Raw genomic sequence first — 17490 nt, 5'->3', positions numbered from 1 at the left:
AGCCGGGGCGGGACCGAGGAGCAATTCCGACACAGAGCAATTTCGGATTAACCTGCTATAAGATTTACCTTTTTGCGCGAGGTTTTGCGCGAGCCCGTTCAAACCGCGGGCAGGGCGTCGAGAAGCTTGTCGGCTGTGATCGGGAAGCTGCGGACGCGCACGCCGCACGCATGATGGATGGCATTGGCGACGGCACCGGCAGCGCCGCAGATGCCAAGTTCACCGACGCCCTTGGCCTGAAGCGGGCTGCCTGCCGGATCGCGCTCGTCGACCAGCACCACGTCCAGCGCCGGCACATCGGCATGCACCGGTACATGATATTCCGCCAGATCATGGTTGACGAGATGCCCGTCGCGCGGGTCGAACACCAGTTCCTCGGTCAGCGCGCTGCCGATGCCCCATACCATGCCGCCCAGGCACTGCGACGTCGCGGTCTTCGCATTGAGCGCGCGCCCAAGCCCGAACGCACCGGTCATTCGGCGGACACGCGTCTCGCCGGTATAGGCATTTACGCCCACTTCGACGAAGAACGCGCCGTACATCGCGATCGCCAGCGTCTCGTCGATGCCGCCATTCTTGAAATGGCCGGTTTCGGTCAGATCTGCCGTGAGCAGCTCGGTGAAGGGGATGCGGCGATTACCCGAAATGGCGGTGCCGTCCTTGAGCGTCAGCGCGCTTTCGTCGCAGTCGAGCATGCCGGCCAGCTGCTCGCGGATCGCCTCGCACGCGACGAACACGGCTGAGCCGGTCGATGCCGCGCCCCAGCTGCCGCCCGAGCCTGAGCCTGGCGGAAACCGCGTATCGCCCAGCTGGACGAGCACCTTCTCGGGCGGCAGGCCGAGCATCTCGCCGGCGATCTGGCCGAGGATGGCATAGGTACCGGTGCCGATATCGGTCATGTCGCTTTCGACCATGGCGGTACCGTCCACCGACAGCGTCACTCTGGCCTGCGCCTCGTTCAGATTGTGGACGCGGCAGGCGGTCGCCATGCCCGTGCCGATCCACCATTCGCCCTCGCGGCGCTGGCCCGGGCGGCGATCGCCGCCGTCCCAGCCGAAACGCTCGGCCCCAACCTTGAGACATTCCGCCAGCCGCCGCGAGCTGTAGGGCAGCCCCTCGCTCGGATGTTCCTCGGGAATGTTGCGCAGCCGCAGCTCGACTGGGTCGATCCCGGTCGCCAGCGCCAGCTCGTCCATCGCCGCCTCGAGACACTGCATGCCCACCGCCTCGCCCGGCGCGCGAACCGAACCCGCCGTCATCCGGTGGATCCGCGCGAGATCGATGCGCAGCGTGCGATGCTCGCCCCGGTACAGGAACTCGCTCGCCTGGGTTACCGGCTCGGCAAACTTTTCGCCGGGCAGGTTGGAGACCCAGGCCTCATGCCCGAAGCCGTGCAGCCGGCCCTCGGCATCGGCGGCAAGCCGGATACGCTGTCGCGTCTCGGAGCGCCGCATCACGCATTGGAACACCTGCTGGCGGCTCATTACGACCCGTACCGGCCGGCCAAGCTCGATCGCTGCCACCGCGGCCGCGGTCAGCTCGGCGCTGATCCCCAGCTTGGATCCGAAACCGCCGCCGACATAGGGCGCGACGAGCCGGACCTGCTCCGGCTGCAGCCCCAGCGCATCGGCCAGTTCCTTCTGGTTGTACTTTAGCATCTGCAGGCTCGAATGGGCAGTGAGGGTGTTGCCATCCCATTCGGCGATGCTGGCATGCGGCTCCATTGCGGCGCTGGCATGCCCCTCGGTCGTGTAGGTCACGTCGACCGCATGATCGGCGTCGCGCATCGCCGCATCGAGATTGCCCTGCTGCACGGGATCGCCGAAAGGCTCATGCGTGGCGTGCCCGTCATCCTGATCGAGCGGCACGCGTGCGGGATCATCGCTGCGATAGGCGATACGCAGTCGGGTAGCGGCATCGCGCGCCTGTTCGAACGTCTCGGCGACAACCAGCGCGACCGGCTGGCCGAAATATGCGACCTTGTGGATCTCGCGAACGGGCGACTTGCCCGCCCCGCCCTGCGCCGACCGGGCGATCATCCGCGGATCGGCGATCACGGCCAGCACGCCCGGCATCGCCAGCACCGGCGCGGACTCGATCTCGATCACCTCGCCGCGGCTGATCGTCGAGAGCACCAGCACGCCTTCCGCGCAATCCGCAATCGCATATTCCGCGGCATAGGGCGCGACCCCAGTCGTTTTGGCGCTGCCATCGGGCCGATCGAGCGGCAGACCGATAATGCCCTGCGCCATCGCGTCGAGCCGGTTGCGCTCGTCCGGCTTTTCCATCGTGTAGGTGCGGGTCACAGCGTGCCTCCCGTGGCTTCGCGGAGCACGGCCTTGAGCGTGCGGCGCGTCAGCGGAATCTTGAAGTCGTTGCTGCCCTGCCCACGGGCGTCCTCGAGCAGCAGGGCAGCGGCTTGGTCGAACAGCGCGTCGGAGGGCGCCTGACCCTCCAGCAACGCTTCCAGCCGCGCATCGTGCCAGGGTTTGTGCGCCAGCCCGCCAAAAGCGAGCCGCGCCCTGGCGATCACGCCATCGTCGATCTGGATCACTGCGGCCACCGAGACCAGCGCGAAAGCATAGGAGGCACGATCGCGCACCTTGCGGTACAGCTGGGTGCCGCGGACCGAGGCCGGCAGCAGCACCGCCGTGATCACGTCGCCGGGTTCCAGCACATTGTCGTGTTCGGGTGTATCGCCGGGAAGCCGATGGAAATCGCGCACCGGCACCAGTCGCTTGTCGCCGCTGGAGCCGACAATCTCGACGGTCGCGTCGAGTGCCGAGAGGGCGACGGCCATGTCGCCGGGATAGGTGGCGATGCAGGCGTCGCTCGCGCCCAGGATCGCGTGGATGCGGTTGAACCCTCCGATTGCCGCACACCCTGTGCCTGGCGCCCGCTTGTTGCAGGCTTGGGAGAGGTCGGTGAAATAATAGCAGCGCGTTCGTTGGCAGAGATTGCCGCCGGTCGTTGCCTTGTTTCGCAGCTGGAAGGTCGCGCCTGCCAGGATCGCTCGCGCCAGCACCGGATAGTCCGCGCGGATGCGAGGATCGGCGGCGCAGGCGCTGTTGGAGACCAGTGCGCCTATTCGCAGCCCTTCCCCGTCCGCCTCGATGCCGCCGAGCGGCAGACGGTTCATGTCGACCAGCGCCTGTGGCGTCTCCACCTCCAGCTTCATCAGGTCGAGCAGGTTGGTGCCGCCGGCGATCGGCTTGGCGCCGTCGTCGACGAGCAGATGGTGCGCGTCGCCCAGCCCATGCGGGCGCTGATAGTCAAACGGCTTCATGCCCGCGCCCCCGCGACGTCGACGATGGCCGCCACGATGTTCGAATAGGCGCCGCAGCGGCAGACGTTGCCGCTCATCCGCTCGCGGATCTCGTCCTCGCTGAGCACGGGCGTGCCCGCGAGATCGTCGCTGACCACACTGGCCCAGCCCGCCGCAATCTCGTCCAGCATCGCCTTGGCCGAGCAAATCTGGCCCGGGGTGCAATAGCCGCACTGGTAGCCATCATGCCGCACGAACGCTGCCTGCAGCGGGTGCGGGGCATTGGGAGTGCCAAGCCCTTCGATGGTCGTGACGCTGTCGCCCTCATGCATCACCGCGAGGGTGAGGCAGCTGTTGATCCGCTGGCCATTGAGCAGCACCGTGCACGCGCCGCACTGGCCGTGATCGCACCCTTTCTTGGTGCCGGTGAGGCCGGCATCGCGGCGAAGGAAATCAAGCAGAGTGGTACGGGGATCGACATCGAGCTCATGTTCGACGCCGTTGATGGTGATGGGCATGCGGGGCCTCCCTGGTCAGGGGGGCGAACGCGCAGGGAGCGGGATCGGTCCGAGATCCTCCCAATACCGGGAGGATCCTTCGAACCTCAGTGCGCCTTGCGTGGGATAAGGTGCAGCAGCCCCGCGACGATCCCGCCCACGAGCAGCCCGGCCACCGCCGACCCGAGTGCATAGACGAGCCATTCGACCACGCTGCCGAGCGGACCCGTTGCCGCCCCCGCCACCTCGGACCAGTGATGTAGCGCGTGCGGCACCGTGCCCAGCCCGAATTCCTCCAGCCCGTGCAGCAGGATACCGCCGCCGACCCAGGCCATGGCGCCCACGCCGATATGGGAGAGCGCGGTCAGCAGTACCGGCATCGCGTTCACCAGCCCACGCCCGAACACCGCCATGCCGCCTGCCCCACCGCCACGGCTGAGGTGCAGGCCGATATCATCCATCTTCACGATCAGCGCGACGACACCGTACACACCGATGGTGATCGCCAGCGCCACCAGAACCAGCGCCCCCGCGCGGGTGACGAACGACATGTCGGCAGGCAGCTGCGCCAGCGCGATGACCATGATTTCGGCCGACAGGATCAGATCGGTGCGGATCGCGCCCAGCACCTGACGTTTCTCCAGCGCCTTGGGATCGGTGATCGCGGTCACTTCGTCCGCACCATGGCCGCCGGTCAGCGCCTCGAGGATCTTCTCGGCCGCCTCGAAGCACAGATAAGTGCCGCCGAGCATCAGGATCGGCGTCAGTGCCCAGGGTGCAAACGCGCTGAGCAGCAACGCCAGCGGCAGGATCACCAGCAGCTTGTTGGCGATCGAACCCAATGCGATCTTGCCGATGATCGGCAGTTCCCGATCGGGGGTGAGCCCCACGACATAGCGCGGCGTCACCGCGGTATCGTCGATCACGACCCCCGCGGCCTTGGCACCGGCCCTGCCCGCCGCCCCGGCGACGTCGTCCAGCGATGCCGCCGCCAGTTTCGCCAGCGCCGCGATATCGTCCAGCAATGCGACCAGGCCACCCGCCATCAAATCCCCCTCATGTTGATCCCGCGCTAGCCGAGATGAAGCGGAAATGCACGCGGGTGGCGAGAAGGTCCGCTCAATCGGGAAGATCGACCGCCTTGGCGAGCTTGAACTGCACCGAGGCGCTTGGTGCGCCGGTGCCGGGCTGGCCGCCGCCCACCGTCACACGATAGGTGCCGGCGAACAGGCGGTGGCGCCCTTCCGGCGTGACAGCGCTCAGATCCCGCTGGGACAGCAAAAACCGCAGCTTCCGCACCTCGCCCGGCTGCAGCGACACGCGCTGGAACCCTCGCAGCGCCACCTTGGGCGTGCCGGGCTCGTCGGGGAAGTTGAGATAGAGCTGAGCCACCTCGTCGCCCGCGCGCGCGCCGATATTACGCACCTCGGCCGTAACCACCAGCCCGGTGCCTGGCCCGCCCTCTGCCCGGTCGACTACCGGCGCACCATAGGCAAAGCTGGTGTAGCTGAGACCGAAACCGAATGGATAGACCGGCGTGCCGGTGAAATAGCGATAGGTTCGCCCTCGCATGCCATAGTCGCCAAAGGGCGGCAGATCGTCGACGCTGCGGTAGAAGGTGAGCGGCAGGCGGCCGGAGGGGTTGGTCTTGCCGGACAGGACATTGGCGATCGCGGTCCCGCCCTGCTCGCCCGGATACCAGGCTTCGAGGATCGCCGCCGCGTTGTCCTTGGCCCAGGCGAGGTTGAGCGGGCTGCCGTTCATGGCAACGACGATCAGCGGCTTGCCGGTCGCCCGGGCTGCCGCCAGCAGGGCCTGCTGATCCGGCAGCAGATCGAGGCTGGTCTTGTCGCCTCCCTTGAAACCGGGGATCTGCAGCGGCGATTCCTCGGCTTCGAGATCGGAGGTGAGCCCCACCACCGCGACGAGCACATCGGCGCGGGCTGCGGCGGCCTTCATCTCCGCCATGGGATCTGCCGCGATCCGCTTCCAGACGAGATCGATGCCGGACAGGACATGCTCGTCCGTCCGCACCTCGATCGCATAGCGTCGGCCCTGGATGAGCTGCACCTCGCGCATGGTCGGCAGCGTCCCCCACCCGCCCTTGCTGAGATCGACGAAGGGCTTGCCTTCGAAACGCATCTCGCCGGCGAAACCGGCGAGGCCGAGGCGATAGGTGCCGGTCTCCGGCGGCACGAGATAGCCGGTCCATGTCGTGCGGTGATGATCCGAGACCTGGGCCAGATCGAGGCTGCGTGCGGACACGTCCGCCTCCACCCGAGTCACGACCGGTGCGCTGGCGAACGTCATCGCCTTGGTCGCTTCGCCGAAGGTGCCGGGGGCGAATTCGGCGGGGGGCGGCGTGACCGGGTTGTAATAGCGCGCGAGCAGGCCGGGCTTCCCGTCCGGGGTACGGAGCGCCGAGCCGGGCACCGGATCGCCGTCCGTGACCGAGGAGCCGAAGGGCGCGTAGCGAACCTCTGCTGCAGGAAAGGCGCGGCGCAGGCCCTCCACGACCGATACCGGCATGCCCGATTGCGGCGAGGAATAGTTGCCGCGCAGCACGCGCGTCGCGTCCCCGAGCGGGCCGATAACCGCGATCCGGCTACCTGGCTTGAGCGGCAGCAGGCCGTCATTCTTGAGCAGCACCAGGCTCCGCTCCGCGGCCTGCAGCGCCAGCGCCCGGTGCGCGGGCGTGCCGATATCGCTGCGTCTGCCATGGCTGGCGCGAATCCCCGGGAGATCGCCGTTGCGCAGCCGCGCGGAGAACAGGCGGGTCAGCGTACGGTCGAGTTCCGCCTGCGTTATCAATCCCTTGGCGAGGGCCTCACGATAGCGGTCACCCAGCCCGGCCGTATCGGTCAGGGTCTGGGTGTGGCATTCATTGTCGACCCCTGCGCGGATCGCCGCCGCGACCGCCGTGGCCCCGTCCGGTGCGTAATGATGGTTGTCGCTGATGTCCTTCACCGCATCACAATCGGACACGACATAGCCCTTGAAGCCCCAGGCACCGCGCAGATGCGACTTGAGCAATTCGTCGCTGGCACAGGCGGGCTGGCCGTCGATGCGGTTATAGGCGCACATTACCGATCCCGCCTTGCCCTCCACGATCGCGGCGCGAAAGGCCGGGAGATAGGTATCCTCCAGATCGTGGCGCGAGATGAAGACGTTCGCGGCGTGCCGCGTCGATTCCGGGCCGCTATGGACAGCGAAATGCTTGGGCGTGGCGATCACGTCGGGCAGATCGGGGTTCGGCCCCTGCATGCCTGCAATGAATGCCACGCCCATGCGCGCGGTGAGGAAGGGATCCTCGCCATAGGTCTCCTGCCCCCTGCCCCAGCGCGGATCGCGAAAGATGTTGATGTTGGGCGACCAGGTATCCAGACCCGTGCCGATGCGGCCCAGGCGACCTGTTTCTCGCGCCAGGGCATGCAGACCTTGCACTTCGCGACTGATCGCCGTGGCGACGTCTTGGACCAGCGGCGCATCAAAGCTGGCGGCAAGGCCGATCGGTTCGGGGAAATTGGTGGTTGGCACGGTGCCGAGCCCACCGTGCAGCGATTCGGTCCACCAATTGTAGCGGGGGATGCCCAACCGCGGAATTGCCGGTGCGACATTCAGCAGCTGCCCGAGCTTCTCGTCCGTGGTTAGCTGGGCGACGATCGCTGCCGCCTTGGCGTCGGCGTCGGCACGCGGATCCGGCGTGGTCTGCGCCGTCGCAGGCAGAGGCGCGAGCACGGCGGCGAGCAAGGCGACGGGGGCAATGCGATGCATGTCTCTCTCCCGCAGGCCCATGGTTTCGAACGCCCGCACGGCCCGCCACTATAGGGAGAACACATGCAGCGTCGGGTCGTCGGGGGCCCACTCTTATGCTGTTCAGGATCGCGACCGACCGCAAGGTTAGCGCTATCATTCCGGCTAGGACAGCGAAATCCTACGCGTGACCCGTGCCGAAGATGCGATCCCCGGCATCGCCTAGCCCCGGCACGATATAGCCATGATCGTTGAGATCAGCATCCAGCCCCGCCGCCCAGATCGGCACGTCCGGATGCGCGGCGCGCACCGCCAGAACGCCGGGACGGGCGGCAAGCAGACACACAAACCGCAGGTTGCGCGCCCCTGACCCCTTCAGCCGATCGAGTGCCGCAACTGCGCTGTGCCCGGTCGCCAGCATCGGATCGACCAGCACGACGAGTCGCCCGGCGAGATCTTTGGGCGCGTTGAAATAATATTCGACAGCATCAAGCGTCGTCGGATCGCGGTGCATCCCCAAATGCGCGACGGATGCCTCCGGCATCAGATCGACTATTCCGTCCGCCATCCCCAGCCCGGCGCGGAGTACCGGCGCGATCACCAGCGGCAGCCCATCCAGCACTGGCGCCAGCATGCCGGCAACGGGCGTTTCAATCGCCCCGACACGCAACGGAAGATCGGCGAGCGCAGCGGCACCGAGCAGCATGGAGATGGCGCGCAGTTCGGCCCGAAATTGCGCCGGCGCCGTCGTACGATCGCGCAGACGCGTCAGCCGATGCTGCACCAGAGGGTGGGTGACGATTGTCAGCCCTTCGGGGGTGGGGTCGGAAGCAGCCATGCGATTGTCGTGCAGGATGCCGGGAGCTCGTGCAAGGATGCTTCTTAGGATCCACCGCCGGACGTCTTTAAGCGAATATTTACCAGGCCGACCGCATTATGCGGCGTTGCCTCAGCCGATGCCTGCGGCACGCAGCAACATGGGGATCTGTTTCGAGAGTGCGAAATAGCCTTTCGAGCAATGAGGCCAGGCCCGGCGGTCCCATTCACGATGGTGCTCCGCGAGGGTCATCGCGGGCGGCAACGTAGCTGTCGCAACAGAGTCGGCGATAGGACCGATCGTCAGATAGCCGGTGAGGATCTGGCGGCATTCCTGCCCGACTGCAAATGCGAACAGCGCGTCGAGGTCGTTGACCCAGGCGGCTGGGGCTCGCCAATGGCTGGCGGCCCGCTGCAGACCGTCTGCCACCGCCGCAATGTCACCGGCGCCCCTGCAATGTGCGCGGCAAGCGACCACATACCGGACGTCGATTTGCGCCAGGTCCGGTTCTGTCTCCAGGGACAGATCCTCCGGGGTGACGAGCAACATCGTCGCGGTGTCGGCGACCGGCCTTGTCACGGCGCGAAGCGGCATCGACGCCGGCGGCGTTGTTCCACGTGGAACATCACCCTCTTCCGCCAATCCCATTGGGCGAAAACGCCCGCCGGTGCGCGCATGAATGCGCTCTGCATTGGCGAAATAGGCCTTGCCGTTGGTATGCAGTCCGGCCACCCAACGCCACGACAAGGTATTCGATGCGGCATCCGCGTCGATGAGATACTCGAAAGTGAACGCCGCGCCGAGCTCCCACGGGAGACCGAGCGTGAAGATCCAGATCGATGCAAACTGCATCCGCGCCCAGTTATGGAGATACCCGGTTTCCAGCAGTTCCTGCACCCACGCGTCAAAGGCGTCGATGCCAGTCTTCCCTGAAGTCGCGGCCGCATAACCCTCCGGCAAGGTGCGGGTGTCCCAAGCGGCACAGGCATCCCGCCAATCGCGCCACACAGCGGGACGTTGTTCCAGCCACCCCTTCCAGTACGTACGCCAGACCAGCTCCGCGAGAAACTTCCCGGCCGCGTCGGCGCCGTGCTGCGCAACCACCGCACGGGCAACCTCTTCTTCGCTGATCAACCGTCGACGCAGCGCCGCAGACAGGCGGGAAACGCCATGATGCCTCCCTGCCCCATGGTCTTCATTGCGATGGTCGGTATAGGCCCGCCCGGCATGGGGCAGGAATGCAGCCAGCCGCGCTTCGGCTGCACTGCGCGACAACGGAAAGTCGAAGGACAGAATCGGCCCACGGCCAGGCGCAGAAAGCAGCATGGGTTAATCGTGCCATGCTGCCGCACAAGGTCAAACCTGCCACTAGGGACAGAGCGGAGAAATCAGATCCGTTCGCCGCTCAGTCGCTGGCAGAGCATGTCGAGCTGGTCGAGCGTCGAATAGCTGACGGTAAGCGCCCCACCCTTCTCCGCGTGCGCGATACGCACATTCAACCCGAGCACGTCGCCGAGATGCCGCTCCAGCGCCGCAATATCGGGGTCCCGCTCGTTGCTGGATTCGCTGGTTTTGCGCTTCGGTGCGGGCTTCGCGGTTCGGGCCAGCTTTTCCGCGTCACGCACGGAAAGGCCCTTCGCCACCACTTCCCGTGCCAGCTTTTCCGGATCCGGTGCGCCGATCAGCGCGCGCGCATGGCCCATTTCAAGCGAGCGATCGACCACCAACTCGCGAACCGCTTCCGGCAGGTCGAGAAGGCGGAGCAGGTTGGCGATATGGCTGCGCGACTTGTGGACGATCTTGCCGAGTGCCTCCTGGGTGTGGCCAAACTCGCGGATCAGCCGCGCATAGCCCTCGGCTTCTTCGATCGCATTGAGGTCCTGACGCTGGATGTTCTCGATCAGCGCGATCTCGAGCGTCTCGGCATCGTTCAACTCGCGAACGATCACCGGCACCTCGTGGAGGCGCGCACGTTGTGCCGCCCGCCAACGGCGCTCGCCAGCCACGATCTGGAAGCTTTGGCCATGCGGACGCACGAAGATGGGCTGGATCAGGCCCCGGGTACGGATCGACTCAGCTAGGGTATCCAGCGCTTCTTCGTCGAAGTGTCGGCGCGGCTGATTGGGATCGGCGACCAGCGAGCTGATCGGCAGCATCCGGACGCCCGAACTGCTGGTCGGGTTGCCCTTGATCGGCTCTTCCGGAAGGCTTTCGCCAAGTAGCGCGGAAAGGCCGCGACCGAGACCAGGACGAGGCTTACGGGCGGCGGCGGGGGAATCGGTCATGCGGCTTTCTGCAACTTGGGTAGACGGTCGATCACTTCGCGGGCGAGCGCGATATAGGCCTCGGAACCTGCGCAGCGATGATCATAGATCAACGCAGGCACGCCGTGGCTGGGTGCTTCCGAGAGGCGGACATTGCGCGGGATGACGGTGTCGAACACCACCCGCCCCAGCACCGCCCGCACATCCTCTGAAACCTGGTCGGTAAGACGATTGCGCCGATCATACATGGTCAGCGCAACGCCCAGGATCGACAAGCCTGGATTGAAGCGGGTGCGAATACGTTCAACCGTGTTGAGCAACTGACTGAGGCCCTCCAGCGCGAAGAATTCGCACTGCAGCGGCACCAGCAGGGCATGCGCCGCTACCATCGCGTTGACGGTCAGCAAACCCAGCGAGGGCGGGCAATCGACGAGGATCACATCCCAGCGCGCCGCACGATGGCGCTTGATCGCCGCATCGAGCCGGTGCGTCCGCGCGTCGAACTCGATCAGCTCGATCTCAGCACCGGACAGGTCCTGCGTTGCCGGCACGACATCGAGCCCGGGAACGTTGGTCGGGACCGCCACATCCTCCAGATCCGCGTCGGTGACGAGCAGATCATAGCTTGAGTGCTCGCGTGCGCCGTGGCTGATGCCGAGGCCGGTCGAGGCATTGCCCTGCGGGTCGAAGTCGATCAGCAGCACGCGCTTTCCGGTAGCGGCAAGCGCCGTGCCGACGTTGATGGCGGTCGTGGTCTTGCCCACCCCGCCCTTCTGATTGGCGATCGTGATCGTGATCATCTGGCGCCTATCTGTGTTGCGACCACGATGCCCGAGTCCGGCTGCGTGATGCTGGGTTCCACGTGAAACCGACCTTGCCATTTCGCGCGCGCTGCATCCACCTCCGATTGTGCACTGCGGCCCTTTGGCAGCAACCAGACTGTGGACGAATCGGTGCAATGTGCTGTGGATAAGATTAGCGCCGAGAGTTCCGCGACCGCGCGAGCGGATACAATCGCGACGGGAGCCGGCGGGCGATAGGACTCAACCCTGCTCGCTACGACCGTAACTCGGTTAGCGATACCGAGTTGCTCGGCAGTGTCTCGGAGGAAAGCGACGCGCTTGGCGCGGGGTTCCACCAGCACCACCGGACGTTCGGTCAAAATGGCAACCACAATCCCCGGAAGTCCGGCCCCACTCCCGACATCCAGCCATATCCCCTCGCCCGATCCCTCTGACAGCGGCACAAGCTGCGCGGAATCGGTCAGGTGACGTGACCAGAGGGTGTCCAGCGTGGACCGGGCGATGAGGTTCTGTTGCTCGGACTCGGAAACCAGGAGGTCACCAAACTGAGAAAGCAGTGTTTCACGTGAAACACCATATCGCTCTCGAACCCAGGATCGAGCGTCGTCTTCGGTCATACGGGAACCTTCCGGGCGTGCAGCAGGATTGCGGAGAGTGCCGCAGGCGTAATGCCGCGAATGCGCGCGGCCGCCCCCAATGTTTCGGGCGCCGCCGCCGTCAACCGCTCCACCATTTCATTTGAGAGCCCAGGAATGGAACCGTAGGCCATATCCGAGCGCAGCTTGACGGCGTCGTTGGCCCGCAACTGCGCGACCTCCGCATCCTGGCGCTCGAGGTAAGGGGCATACCGCGCATCCTCGACATATTCAGCCAGCAGCAGTGGATCCGCCTCCGGCATGGCGTCGAGCACCTGGTCAAGGGTCACACCGGGAAACCGCAGCCACTCGCGCGCGGGGCGCCGGGCACCATCCTGCGCAACCGGAGCACCGCGTGCCGCGAGCTGATGGGCGGTACGCTCGATCGCAAAGACCGCATCCAACCGCGCTCGCCCTCCGCGCCGGGCCGCAAGCCGCTGCCGGCGGGTCTCGCCCAGCAAGCCGAGCGTCTCTGCAATTGGACCCAGCCGCGTCTCCGCATTGTCGGCGCGCAAACGCAGGCGAAATTCCGCACGGGCGGTCAGCATCCGATAAGGCTCGGTAACACCCTGCAGCACCAGGTCATCGACCATGACCCCCAGATAGGACGTCGCGCGGTCCAAGACCAAGGGCGCGATGTCCAGCGCGAGCGCTGCGGCATTGGCGCCGGCGGCCAGCCCCTGCCCGCCTGCTTCCTCATAGCCCGTGGTGCCGTTAATCTGCCCGGCGAAGAACAGGCCGGGGATTTGCGGCAGCGCCAGGGTCGATTCCAGCGCGCGCGGATCGATATAGTCATATTCCACGGCATAGCCCGGCACCGTGATCTTGGCGGCCTCAAGCCCTGGAATGGAAGCGACCATGGCTTCCTGCACGTCCACCGGCAGCGAGGTCGAAAGGCCGTTGGGGTAGATCCAGTGATCGTCCAGCGCCTCCGGCTCGAGGAAGATCTGGTGACCATCGCGATCGCCGAAGCGATGCACCTTGTCCTCGATCGAGGGGCAATAGCGGGGACCCTGTGCCTCGATTGCACCCGTGAATAAGGGCGATCGATCCAGCCCGCTGCGGATCGCATCATGGGTGGTCTGGGTGGTGCGCGTGACGGCGCAGTGCAACTGAGGCAGTGGCCGTGACGCGGTCATCGCGGACATCGTCCAGGGTTCGGCATCCGAGGGCTGCTCCTCGGTGCGCGCCCAGTCGATCGTGCGACCATCGAGCCGCGGCGGCGTGCCGGTCTTCAGCCGACCCATCGGCAGCGCCAGTTCCCGCAGCTGGGAGGCAAGCCGAAGTGCCGACGCTTCCCCTACCCGGCCACCATCGAACCGCTCCTCGCCCCGGAACAGGCGACCGCCCAGGAAGGTGCCGGTCGCGAGAACGACTGCCCGCGTCGCCATCGTGTTGCCATCGCGAAGCCGGATCCCGGCGATCCGTCCACCCTCCAGGATGAGCGCTTCCGCTTCACCCTCCACAAGGGTGAGCCCGTGCTGCGCCTTGAGCATTGCCTGGATCGCCGCCGCGTAGCGGGTGCGGTCAGCCTGCACACGGGGCCCCTGCACTGCCGTTCCCTTGGAACGGTTGAGCATCCTGTAATGGATGCCGGCTGCATCGGCGGCATGCGCCATCAGCCCGTCCAGCGCATCAATCTCGCGTACCAGGTGCCCTTTGCCGAGCCCGCCAATCGCGGGGTTGCACGACATCGCGCCGAGCTTGGCAAGATCGAAGCTGAGCAGCGCCGTGCGTGCGCCGCGGCGCGCGGCCGCGGCTGCCGCCTCGGTGCCGGCATGGCCGCCCCCGATCACGATCACATCGAATTGCATGGATCCGCTAAACGCTTTCGCGCCGCGCTTGTCCAGAGGCGGTGCGCCGGAACGCGCTCGTTCAGCGTTCCACGTGAAACACTTTATTTACCTATACAGAATTTTCCGAAGAGCGCATCCAGCACATCTTCCACCGCCGCCCTGCCCGTAATGGCATCAAGCGCCCGCCGCCCCGCGCGGAGTTCCTCGGCGAACAGCAAAGGATCCTCGAGCGCAGCTGCGCGTCCCAACGCCTCGACAGCCACGAGGCACCATTCCCGCTGGCGCGCGTTGAGCGCGACGAGGTCCGGCGGCGGCAACAACGCCGCGGCAGCGATCGCCATGCGCTGCCACAGCGCATCCACGCCTCTGCCCTCATGCACCGAGACGACGATCTGCGCGCGGTGCGCCTCGGGGCGATCCGCCGCGTCGGCACGCGCATGCACCCACAGCGCACTGGGATGCGCGGGCGGAGCATCATCGCCCAGCCACAGCAGAAGGTCCGCCTCGTCGAGGGCGTCGCGCGCGCGCGCGACGCCGATCGCCTCGATCGGATCGTCCATCGCCTCGGCAAGCCCTGCCGTATCGACCAATAGCCATGCGACGCCCTCACGCACCACCGGCACCTCGATCCGGTCGCGCGTCGTACCGGCGATGGGCGACACGATAGCCGCGTCGCGTTCGGCCAGCGCATTGAACAGTGTCGACTTGCCGGCATTGGGAGGACCACCCAGCACGACACGAAGCCCGTCCCGCAACCGTTCCACCGGCGGCCGTGATGCGACGGCGGCAATGTCGTGCCCGAGCGCGGCCGCGGCGCACCGCAGGGCCGGCAGCGGATCGACGCCGGCGACATCATCCTCGTCGCCATGATCAAGCTCGGCCTCGATGCGCGCGGCGATACCGACCAGACGGGCAGTCCAATCTTCGGCATGGCGGCGTACCGCACCGCCTGCAGTCCGGACCGCCGCACGACGCTGCGCCTCGGTTTCTGCCATCAGCAGATCGCCGAGGCCCTCCGCCGCCGTCAGATCCAGCCTGCCGTTGAGCAGCGCCCGCCGGGTGAATTCTCCTGCCTCCGCAGCGCGGAGCCCCTCCATGGCGCCAAGCGCCGCCTCCACCGCCCGTACCACCGCCCTGCCGCCATGCAGATGGAGCTCGGCAAGATCCTCGCCGGTTGCCGATCGCGGACCCGGAAAGACCAGAACCAGAGCCTGGTCGAGCGGCTCCCCATGCGTGTCCCGCAAGGTTCGCAGCGCAGCATGCCTTGCAACAGGAACATCACCTGCCAGCTGCTGCACCGCAGCAAAGGCGCGGGCACCGCTGATCCGCAAGACGGCAATCGCCGCGGGCGGCGCGCCGCTGGAAACCGCAAAGATCGTGTCCATCGGTCTTTTCAGCTACCCGGCTTCTTGGTCGCCGCGTCGAACAGTCCGCGCCAGAAGTTCATGCCCGCCTCGCCCATCGGCGCCCAGCTGCGCATCATCTGCTCGAAGCCTTCCGGCGTGCCGTGATTCTCGATCGCCTGCACCATCAGCTTCACGTAGCGATCATGCACCGGCGTGAGATCGGGGAGCCCCATGGCGCGGCGCGCTTCTTCCGGCGTGCATTCGACTTCGACGTTGATCTTCATGTGATCCCTTCCGCGCTTGAGCGCATCGCCGACCCCCTGCTAGGCCGTATCGCATGTATGCGCGCGACCATGCCCTCATCGCAACGCCCATCGGCCCGATCCGGATCGAAGGCGAGGAGGGGCAGCTGCACCGCATCCTGATCGGCGTGGACGCCGCCGCCGCGCGCGGGACGGCGGCGGCGGTGCGTGTGGCGGCGGAGCAGATCGAACAATGGTTTGCCGGCGAACGCCAGGGCTTCGCACTGCCGCTCGCGCCAGCCGCGACGCCTCGGGGGACTATCCTACGGGATGGCTTGATCGCGGTGCCGTTCGGACAGACGATCAGCTATGGCGCCTTGTCCCGCGCGCTGGGCTCCAGCGCACGCGCGATCGGCCAGCTCTGTGCCCGTAATCCCTTCCCGCTCGTTGTCCCATGCCACCGCGTGGTAAACCAGGATGGCGGACTGGGCGCCTATTCGGCCGGCGATGGGCCGACGACCAAATCCTGGCTGCTCGATCTTGAGCGGCGGTTAACCGGAGAGTATCTGCTATGAGCACCCTGACGATCGACGCGCTGGACGAGAGCGGCAGCTTCTCCGCCTATGTCGCGCGCCCAGAAGGCACGCCGCGCGCCGCCATCATCGTGATCCAGGAAATCTTCGGCGTGAACGAGGGTATCCGCCAGAAGTGCGAGGACTTCGCCAAGGAAGGCTATCTGGCGATCGCGCCGGACCTGTTCTGGCGTCTCCAGCCCGGCATCGAACTGGATGCAGACGTGCCCGAGGAGATGCAGCAGGCGTTCGACCTGTTCGGCAAGTTCGATCAGGACAAGGGCATCGCCGACATCGAATCGACCATCCAGGTAGCACGGGCCGAACTGGGCGGTGGCAAGGTGGGCGCGGTCGGCTTCTGTCTGGGCGGCCGCCTTGCGTACATGACGGCGGCGCGGACCGATATCGATGCGAGCGTCGGCTATTATGCCGTCGGGATCGACGGCCTGCTCGGCGAGAAGCATGCCATCGCCAAGCCGCTCATGCTGCACATTCCGGTGGCCGATCACTTCGTGTCGCCCGAGGTGCAGGCCAAGATGCATGAGGGTCTGGACGATCACCCCAAGGTCACACTGTACGACTATCCAGGCGAGGACCATGGCTTCGCCGCCGAACTTGGCAAGCGGCGTTCGGAAGAGGCCGCGCAGCTTGCCGACAAGCGCACTGCCGACTTCTTCGCCGTGAACCTCGGCTGAGGTCCTTCCACCCCTCCCCGCACCGCAGGGAGGGGCCAGGAGGCATCAGAACAGGCTGGTGATCCCCGCGGTCTCGGCAGTGCCCACCCAGCCTTCGTAGATCATCTTGAACGCGACGAAGACAATGACCGCCAGACCGAAATAGGCGATCCAGCGGTAGCGATCGATCAGCTTGGCGATCAGGTTCGCCGCCAGCCCCATCAGCGCCACCGACAGCAGCAGCCCGACCACCAGGATTCCCGGATGCTCGCGCGCCGCGCCGGCGACCGCCAGCACATTATCGAGGCTCATGGAGACGTCGGCGACCGCGACAGCCCAAGCGGCCCCGGCGAAGCTACGCGCAGCCCGCACACCCGAATGCTCGTCGCCGGCGATCTCATCCGACCCGGCGCTCTCGCCACCATGGCGGATCTCGCGCCAGAACTTCCAGCTGACCCAGAGCAGCAGCAATCCGCCCGCGAAGATCAGCCCCACGATCCCCATCAGCCAGCTGACGATCAGCGCAAAGGCGATCCGCAGCACCAGCGCCGCGCCGATGCCGATGAGGATCACCTTCTTGCGCTGGTCTGCCGGAAGTCCCGCCGCCAGCGCACCGACGACGATCGCATTGTCGCCGGCCAAGACCAGGTCGATCATCAGCACCGATCCGAACGCCGCCAGTGCCGCCGGATCGCCGAGATTGGAGAAGTCGGCAACGATGTGCTGCCAGATATCGAGCGGGGAGCCGATGCCCGCCGCCGCGGCGCTGAGAAGGAGATCGATCATCGCAAAACCCTAGCGCCCTGATCGGCGCACGCAACGCCTA

At 66.4% G+C, this 17490-nt stretch carries 16 protein-coding genes; 2 read left to right on the top strand and 14 right to left on the bottom strand.

From position 1 onward, the window contains the following. Window positions 1-98 precede the first annotated feature (98 nt). The 13 genes from OIM94_RS12290 to OIM94_RS12230 all read right to left on the bottom strand — a co-directional run bounded on the left by OIM94_RS12290 (window position 99) and on the right by OIM94_RS12230 (window position 15460). Window positions 99-2288, bottom strand: coding sequence for a xanthine dehydrogenase family protein molybdopterin-binding subunit (locus OIM94_RS12290; protein ID WP_264609904.1), 2190 nt, complete (start codon window positions 2286-2288; stop codon window positions 99-101). 14 nt (window positions 2289-2302) lie between these two features. Next, entirely contained in the window at window positions 2303-3286 is a 984-nt protein-coding gene (locus OIM94_RS12285) for an FAD binding domain-containing protein (protein ID WP_264607006.1), read from the bottom strand. After that, window positions 3283-3783, bottom strand: a complete 501-nt coding sequence (locus OIM94_RS12280; protein WP_264607005.1) for a 2Fe-2S iron-sulfur cluster-binding protein — start codon at window positions 3781-3783, stop codon at window positions 3283-3285. Before OIM94_RS12280 ends, OIM94_RS12285 begins: the two co-directional genes overlap by 4 nt. Window positions 3784-3869: 86 nt before the next feature. Then, window positions 3870-4808, bottom strand: coding sequence for a DUF808 domain-containing protein (locus OIM94_RS12275; protein WP_264607004.1), 939 nt, complete (start codon window positions 4806-4808; stop codon window positions 3870-3872). A 73-nt stretch (window positions 4809-4881) separates the two neighbouring features. Beyond that, window positions 4882-7536, bottom strand: a complete 2655-nt coding sequence (locus tag OIM94_RS12270; RefSeq protein ID WP_264607003.1) for a glycoside hydrolase family 3 C-terminal domain-containing protein — start codon at window positions 7534-7536, stop codon at window positions 4882-4884. 160 nt (window positions 7537-7696) lie between these two features. Then, complete coding sequence (gene upp, locus OIM94_RS12265) at window positions 7697-8353, bottom strand: uracil phosphoribosyltransferase (protein ID WP_264607002.1); 657 nt, start codon at window positions 8351-8353, stop codon at window positions 7697-7699. Between the two features lie 111 nt (window positions 8354-8464). Next, complete coding sequence (locus OIM94_RS12260; protein ID WP_264607001.1) at window positions 8465-9658, bottom strand: FAD-binding domain-containing protein; 1194 nt, start codon at window positions 9656-9658, stop codon at window positions 8465-8467. 62 nt (window positions 9659-9720) lie between these two features. Continuing rightward, complete coding sequence (locus OIM94_RS12255) at window positions 9721-10617, bottom strand: ParB/RepB/Spo0J family partition protein (RefSeq protein ID WP_264607000.1); 897 nt, start codon at window positions 10615-10617, stop codon at window positions 9721-9723. After that, window positions 10614-11396 (bottom strand): ParA family protein, encoded by a 783-nt coding sequence (locus OIM94_RS12250; RefSeq protein WP_264606999.1) that lies wholly within the window; start codon window positions 11394-11396, stop codon window positions 10614-10616. The genes OIM94_RS12255 and OIM94_RS12250 overlap by 4 nt, the downstream gene beginning before the upstream one ends. Beyond that, window positions 11393-12016, bottom strand: a complete 624-nt coding sequence (rsmG, locus tag OIM94_RS12245) for a 16S rRNA (guanine(527)-N(7))-methyltransferase RsmG (protein ID WP_264606998.1) — start codon at window positions 12014-12016, stop codon at window positions 11393-11395. The genes OIM94_RS12250 and rsmG overlap by 4 nt, the downstream gene beginning before the upstream one ends. Further along, window positions 12013-13848 (bottom strand): tRNA uridine-5-carboxymethylaminomethyl(34) synthesis enzyme MnmG, encoded by a 1836-nt coding sequence (mnmG, locus tag OIM94_RS12240; RefSeq protein WP_264606997.1) that lies wholly within the window; start codon window positions 13846-13848, stop codon window positions 12013-12015. The genes rsmG and mnmG overlap by 4 nt, the downstream gene beginning before the upstream one ends. A gap of 83 nt (window positions 13849-13931) precedes the next feature. Beyond that, window positions 13932-15215 carry a tRNA uridine-5-carboxymethylaminomethyl(34) synthesis GTPase MnmE gene (gene mnmE / locus OIM94_RS12235; RefSeq protein ID WP_264606996.1) on the bottom strand — a complete coding sequence of 428 codons (1284 nt, stop codon included), beginning with the start codon at window positions 15213-15215 and terminating at the stop codon, window positions 13932-13934. Between the two features lie 8 nt (window positions 15216-15223). After that, on the bottom strand, window positions 15224-15460 hold the full coding sequence (locus tag OIM94_RS12230; RefSeq protein ID WP_093296285.1) for a DUF6489 family protein: 237 nt from the start codon (window positions 15458-15460) through the stop codon (window positions 15224-15226). Window positions 15461-15513: 53 nt separating this feature from the next. Here OIM94_RS12230 and OIM94_RS12225 point away from each other — a divergent pair, with 53 nt between their 5' ends. After that, window positions 15514-15993: a methylated-DNA--[protein]-cysteine S-methyltransferase gene (locus tag OIM94_RS12225; protein WP_264606995.1), complete on the top strand. Its 480-nt coding sequence runs from the start codon at window positions 15514-15516 to the stop codon at window positions 15991-15993. Beyond that, complete coding sequence (locus OIM94_RS12220; protein WP_264606994.1) at window positions 15990-16685, top strand: dienelactone hydrolase family protein; 696 nt, start codon at window positions 15990-15992, stop codon at window positions 16683-16685. The genes OIM94_RS12225 and OIM94_RS12220 overlap by 4 nt, the downstream gene beginning before the upstream one ends. Window positions 16686-16730: 45 nt before the next feature. On the opposite strand, the gene OIM94_RS12215 is transcribed toward OIM94_RS12220, so the two are convergent. Beyond that, a complete protein-coding gene (locus OIM94_RS12215) occupies window positions 16731-17450 on the bottom strand; it encodes a TerC family protein (protein WP_264606993.1) in 720 nt (239 codons plus the stop codon). Window positions 17451-17490 lie beyond the last annotated feature (40 nt).

Source organism: Sphingomonas sp. R1, from assembly GCF_025960285.1.
Classification (GTDB): Bacteria; Pseudomonadota; Alphaproteobacteria; order Sphingomonadales; family Sphingomonadaceae; genus Sphingomonas.
The sequence above is the reverse complement of the archived record's forward strand: the minus strand, read 5'-3'. Positions and strand labels throughout refer to the sequence as shown.

Bases quoted from the DNA above. Each gene is read 5' to 3' on its own strand.
- OIM94_RS12285 (WP_264607006.1), bottom strand. From the start codon at position 3,286: ATGAAGCCGTTTGACTATCAGCGCCCGCATGGGCTGGGCGACGCGCAC.
- mnmG (WP_264606997.1), bottom strand. From the start codon at position 13,848: ATGCAATTCGATGTGATCGTGATCGGGGGCGGCCATGCCGGCACCGAG.
- OIM94_RS12250 (WP_264606999.1), bottom strand. From the start codon at position 11,396: ATGATCACGATCACGATCGCCAATCAGAAGGGCGGGGTGGGCAAGACC.
- OIM94_RS12260 (WP_264607001.1), bottom strand. From the start codon at position 9,658: ATGCTGCTTTCTGCGCCTGGCCGTGGGCCGATTCTGTCCTTCGACTTT.
- OIM94_RS12225 (WP_264606995.1), top strand. From the start codon at position 15,514: ATGTATGCGCGCGACCATGCCCTCATCGCAACGCCCATCGGCCCGATC.
- OIM94_RS12275 (WP_264607004.1), bottom strand. From the start codon at position 4,808: ATGGCGGGTGGCCTGGTCGCATTGCTGGACGATATCGCGGCGCTGGCG.
- OIM94_RS12215 (WP_264606993.1), bottom strand. From the start codon at position 17,450: ATGATCGATCTCCTTCTCAGCGCCGCGGCGGCGGGCATCGGCTCCCCG.
- OIM94_RS12255 (WP_264607000.1), bottom strand. From the start codon at position 10,617: ATGACCGATTCCCCCGCCGCCGCCCGTAAGCCTCGTCCTGGTCTCGGT.
- upp (WP_264607002.1), bottom strand. From the start codon at position 8,353: ATGGCTGCTTCCGACCCCACCCCCGAAGGGCTGACAATCGTCACCCAC.
- OIM94_RS12270 (WP_264607003.1), bottom strand. From the start codon at position 7,536: ATGCATCGCATTGCCCCCGTCGCCTTGCTCGCCGCCGTGCTCGCGCCT.
- OIM94_RS12230 (WP_093296285.1), bottom strand. From the start codon at position 15,460: ATGAAGATCAACGTCGAAGTCGAATGCACGCCGGAAGAAGCGCGCCGC.
- OIM94_RS12290 (WP_264609904.1), bottom strand. From the start codon at position 2,288: ATGGAAAAGCCGGACGAGCGCAACCGGCTCGACGCGATGGCGCAGGGC.
- OIM94_RS12220 (WP_264606994.1), top strand. From the start codon at position 15,990: ATGAGCACCCTGACGATCGACGCGCTGGACGAGAGCGGCAGCTTCTCC.
- OIM94_RS12280 (WP_264607005.1), bottom strand. From the start codon at position 3,783: ATGCCCATCACCATCAACGGCGTCGAACATGAGCTCGATGTCGATCCC.
- rsmG (WP_264606998.1), bottom strand. From the start codon at position 12,016: ATGACCGAAGACGACGCTCGATCCTGGGTTCGAGAGCGATATGGTGTT.
- mnmE (WP_264606996.1), bottom strand. From the start codon at position 15,215: ATGGACACGATCTTTGCGGTTTCCAGCGGCGCGCCGCCCGCGGCGATT.